Source organism: Actinosynnema sp. NPDC059335 (genome assembly GCF_042752395.1).
In the GTDB taxonomy this organism is placed as follows: Bacteria; Actinomycetota; Actinomycetes; order Mycobacteriales; family Pseudonocardiaceae; genus Actinosynnema.
Window position 1 is genome coordinate 9,311 of the sequence record NZ_JBHYXZ010000202.1, and the last position, 3,907, is coordinate 13,217.

Below are 3,907 nucleotides of genomic sequence, written 5' to 3' on the forward strand. Positions count from 1 at the left end.
CGCGGGGGGGGGGGGGCGGTGGGGCCCCCCCCCGGTGCCCAGCCCGCCTGTTGGCAACCCCGGGGCGGGGGGTGGTTTTACTTCCCGCCCCCCCGCCCCCGGGTCGGTCGCCGCCTCGGCCGGGATCGGGCCGAGGTCGGCGTGCAGCACGGTGTGGACGGCCTCGCAGTGGTCCAGGACGTGCAGCCAGTCCCGCAGTTGCCGGCCGTCGCCGTAGACGGGCGCCTTGCGGCCGCGCAGCACGTTGGTGATCATCAGCGGGATCAGCTTCTCGGGCAGCTGGTAGGGCCCGTAGTTGTTGGCGCAGTGCGTCATCCGGATGTCCATCTCCGGGTACGTCTGCATGTAGGCGCGCACCAGCACGTCGCCGGCGGCCTTGGCGGCGCTGTACGGCGTCTTGGCGTTCAGCGGGCTGGCCTCGGTGAACGCGTCGCGGTCGGCGGGCAGTTCGCCGTACACCTCGATGGTGGACACGTGCAGGTGCGCGGTGACGCCCACCCGCCGGCTGCACTCCAGCAGGGCCTGCGCGCCCAGGGCGTTGGCGTGGACGAACGCCGTCGGGTCGAGGATCGCGCGGTCGTTGTGGCTCTCGGCGGCGAAGTTCACCACGTAGTCCGGGCGGACCTCCCGGTACAACGCCTCCATCCGCTCCAGGTCGGCGATGTCGACCTGGCGGAACTCGACCCGGTCGCGCACCGGGTCCAGGTTGGGCAGGTTGGCGGCGAACCCGAGGTAGTCGACCGCGACCACCCTCGCGCCCGGCTCCCGGTCCACCAGGAAGTGCACGTAGTTGGCCCCGATGAAGCCCGCGGCACCGGTCACCAGGTAGGTCGCCATACCGGTCACCTTACGCGGGAGCCGACCGACGTCCCCGGCGTGCGCGGTCCTGCGGACCAAGGTGTCCGGGCCGAGTGTCGCCGGCGGTGTGCGGCAGGTCCGGAGCAGCCGGGCCCGGGGGTCGCCGGCGTGGTCGGCGGGTTGCGGAGCGGTCGGGCCGGGGGTCGCCGGCGGGTTCCGGAGCGGCGGGTTCCGGAGCGGTCGGGCCGGGCGGTTCGTGGCGTCCGTGGCGGGGCGTCCGTGGCGGGGCGTCGGCGGCGGCAGCGACCGGGCGGTTCGGGCGTGGGCGGGTGGGGATGGTCGGGCTCACTCGATGGCGTGAATTGCAGGCACGGCCACGGGCATCGCACCTTGACATCCCCGACGGTGCGTCCAACCCTCGACCACGGCGACGACCGGGGGAAGTCGTGGCCATCGTCTTCGACGTGATGATGGGGGAATCATGTCGGGCAACCTCGTCAAACGGCTCCACGACCTCGCGCGCGAGCAGGGCTGGCTGGACCGGCCCGCCTTCCACGTCGGTGTGGAGACCTACCGGTACGCCGACGTCTACGAGGGCGCAGGCCGGGCCGCCGCCGCGTACGCCGCGCGAGGTCTCGGCGCGGGCAGCCGGATCGCGCTCGTGCTGCCGGACGGCATCGACCTGGTGTGGGCGTTCCTCGGCGCGCTGCGCATCGGCGCGGTCGCGGTGCCGGTGAACTCGACCATGCACCCGGACGAGGTGCGGCGCGCGATCGGGATCGCGGAGCCGCACGCGGTCGTGTGCGAGGAGGACCCGGGCGGCCCGCGCGTCGAGCGCATCGCGCCGGAAGACCTGCGGACGGACAGCGGCGCGCCGAAAGAGCTGCGGACGGGCGGCGTCGCACCGGAAGAGCTGCGGGCGGGCGGCGTCGCGCCGGAGGAGCTGCGGGCGGGCGGCGGCGGGCCGGAAGACCTGGGAGTGGACGGCGGCGCGCCGTACGCCCCGGCCACCGCGGACACGCCGGCGTACGCGGTGTTCACGTCGGGCACCACGGGCGAGCCCAAGCTGTGCTTCCACACGCACGGCGACCCGGATGTGTTCGAGCAGGCCATCGGGTCGGTCGTCGGCATCACGCCGGACGACGTCACGTTCTCGGTGTCGCGGATGTACTTCGCCTACGGGCTCGGCAACTCGCTGTTCTTCCCGCTGCACCGGGGCGGCGCGGCGGTGTTGTCGCGCGAGCGCGCGACCGAGGACGACGCGTTGCGCATCATCAAGACCTACGGCGTGACGGTGTTCTACGGCCAGCCGAGCTTCTACGCGCGGTTGCTGCGCCACCCCGACCACCGGCCGCTGTCCGGGCTCCGGTTGGCGCTGGTCGCCGGCGAGGTGCTGCCGGAGGCGTTGGAGGCGCGGCTCAAGGGCGTCCTCGGCGACCGGCTGCTGAACATCTTCGGCACCACGGAGATCGGGCACGCGCTGGTGGCCAACGCGGTCGGCCACCGGCGTGACGGCACGATCGGGCGGATCCTGCCGCCGTACCGGATGCGGATCGTGGACGAGGCGGGCGCTCCGGTGCCGCCGCACGTGCCGGGCGCGTTGGAGGTGGCGGGTCCGTCGATCGCGCCGGGCGTGCGGCGGGGCGGTGACCCGCCGGCGCGGGCCGGGGACTCCTGGTACGCCACCGGTGACGCGGCCACCGCGGACGAGGACGGGTACGTGCGGCTGCACGGCCGGTTGGACGACGTGGAGATCGTCGGCGGCCAGAACGTGCACCCGGCGGAGATCGAGGACCTGCTGCTGCGGCACCCGGGGGTGCGCGAGGCCGCAGTGTGCTCGGTGCGGCGCGAGAGCGGGGTCACGACCCTGCGCGCGTGGGTCGTGCCGGCGGAGGGCGCGTCGCCGGAGGAGCTGCGGGCCGAGCTGCTCGCCGCCGCTCACGAGGCCCTGACCTGGTACAAGGTCCCGGAGGACGTGGTGTTCGCGCCCGAGCTGCCGCGCACGCCGACGGGGAAGCTGCGCCGACGCGACGTCCGCGCGATGGCGGGAGGGTGAGCCGTGGAACGGGACGCGCTCAACGGGAAGGCCGCCGCGGCGGTCCTGGTCACGATGGTGCTGTGGGCGTCGGCGTTCGTCGGCATCCGGTACGCGGGCGGGCACTTCCAGCCGGGGTCGCTGGCGCTGGGCCGGTTGTTGGTCGGCGCGGTCGCGCTGGGCGCGGTCGCCGCGGCGCGCGGCATGGGGGTGCCGCCGCGGGCGGCGTGGCCGGGGATCATCGGCTCCGGCGTGTTCTGGTTCGCGCTCTACATGGTGGCGTTGAACTGGGGTGAGCGGCACGCGGACGCGGGCACGGCGGCGCTGGTGGTCGGGGTCGGCCCGATCCTGGTGGCGTTCCTGGCCGGGTGGCTCCTGCGCGAGGGGTTCCCGGTCAGGCTGCTGGTCGGGCTCGGGATCGCGTTCGCGGGCGTCGCGGCGGTCGGGCTGGCCGGCGGTGGCGGCTCGACCACCGCCCTGGGCGTGGTGCTGTGCGTGGTCGCGGCGGCCGGGTACGCGGTCGGGGTGGTGGCGCAGAAGCCGGCCCTGCGGCACGCGTCCGCCCTGCAGGCCACGACGTTCGGCTGCGTGGTCGGCGCGGTCGCGTGCCTGCCGTTCGGCGGGCAGCTCGTCGCCGACCTGCGTGCCGCGCCCGCGAGCGCGACGCTGGCGGTGGTGTACCTGGGGTTGCTGCCGACCGCGCTGGCGTTCTACACGTGGGCGTACGCGCTGTCCCACATGACGACCGGGAAGCTCGGCGCGACCACGTACCTGGTGCCGGCGATCGTCGTGCTGCTGTCGTGGGCGGTGTTGGACGAGGTGCCGGGGCCGATCGCGTTGGCGGGCGGCGCGCTGTGCCTGGTCGGCGTCGCGGTGTCGCGCGGCAGGCCCCGACCGCCGGAGGGCCGGGTGGGCGGTCGGCGGGTCGGGGACGCCGTGGTGCTCCCGTCGCGTGCGACCGCCTCGCCGGTCGCCGCCCGTCCGGCGTCGCGGGGCGGTCGCGCTCGGCTGGCCGCGCCCGCCGGGCGCCCGGGCCGCCGACGGCCCTCTCCCACACGATATACTTTGTGCTGC

At 75.0% G+C, this 3,907-nt stretch carries 2 protein-coding genes and 1 pseudogene; 2 read left to right on the forward strand and 1 reads right to left on the reverse strand.

All coding sequences use genetic code 11. The features are described 5' to 3' along the window. A partial coding sequence (locus ACFXGA_RS36480) for a dTDP-glucose 4,6-dehydratase (RefSeq protein ID WP_378096453.1) occupies positions 1-837 on the reverse strand: 837 nt, incomplete at its 3' end. Positions 838-1,279: 442 nt separating this feature from the next. Between ACFXGA_RS36480 and ACFXGA_RS36485 the strand changes: the two genes are divergently transcribed. Both ACFXGA_RS36485 and ACFXGA_RS36490 read left to right on the forward strand, forming a co-directional pair. Next, a complete protein-coding gene (locus ACFXGA_RS36485; RefSeq protein ID WP_378096456.1) occupies positions 1,280-2,854 on the forward strand; it encodes a class I adenylate-forming enzyme family protein in 1,575 nt (524 codons plus the stop codon). A gap of 3 nt (positions 2,855-2,857) precedes the next feature. Further along, positions 2,858-3,727, forward strand: a pseudogene (locus ACFXGA_RS36490) (DMT family transporter); the annotation flags it as partial. Positions 3,728-3,907 lie beyond the last annotated feature (180 nt).